Annotated in this window: 1 protein-coding gene; it reads left to right on the top strand. The window is 53.7% G+C overall.

Annotated features, from left to right (window positions below; genetic code table 11):
• Positions 1-399: 399 nt before the first annotated feature.
• Positions 400-952 (top strand): IS110 family transposase (locus LKX83_RS31760; RefSeq protein WP_227887247.1); only part of this gene is annotated, 553 nt, incomplete at its 3' end.

Raw genomic sequence — 952 nt, forward strand, 5'->3', positions numbered from 1 at the left:
CCTCGTATAGTATCTTTTGAAAGCTCTTTTGCGCCCGTTTCCAGCCCCCGAGGGGGCTAGCGACTTCCATCAAAATTCCCAGTAAATTGTTCTTTGAAAATTGGAGGGACTGGACTTTCCGGCATGCCTCTGGACAATGGAACATAGGGTCCATTCGGGGAAATTCTTCTTCCTCCTGTAGCTTCGTCTACATCCTAAGTCTGTTTCTCCGGTACGCGTCCTGAGCTTCTTACCCGCTGGCCGTTCCCTTCGGCAACCCATGCCCGGTCTTAGCAGAACCGGGGCAGCTCATGGACCGAAGCGTGTTCTTATAGGCGAGGGTGATTGATCTGCGCGTGCGCCGGAGGCATCCCGGAGCGTCCAATTCCCTGAATCCCTCATTGAAAGGAGGAATTCCACTTGAAGTTATTTGTCGGCATTGACGTCAGTTCGCAAGAACTGGAAGCGTGTTTTATGAATCCGGACGGCGACAAGCTTGAGACGCTTACGGTGAAGAACAACCTCGAAGGCGCTTCTCATCTTCGAAATCGTATCGTCGCTGTAGCGGACAAGCATTCGTCTTCCGAGATTCACATTGGCCTTGAAGCGACCTCGGTCTACAGCTGGCATCCCGCCATGTACATGCACGAGGATCCGGCGCTCAAAGCGCGTAAAGCCAAAGTCTTCACCATCAACCCAAAGCTTGTCAGCAAGTTTAGAGATGCTTACCCGGATCTGGACAAGACGGACCGGCTCGACGCCTGGGTCATTGCGGATCGCCTTCGCTTCGGCAGGCTGACGACCACCGTCGTCATGCAGGAGCAGTATGTCGCGCTCCAACGCCTGACGCGCATGCGGTTTCACTTGATTCACAATTTGACCCGTGAGAAGCAATATTTCTTGCAGAACCTGTTCTACAAGTGCAACGCTTTTACGACCGAGGTCGAGAGCTCCGTGTTCGGCCACGCCCTCA

The sequence above is a fragment of the Cohnella baijiui genome, from assembly GCF_020731285.1.
Classification (GTDB): Bacteria; Bacillota; Bacilli; order Paenibacillales; family Paenibacillaceae; genus Cohnella.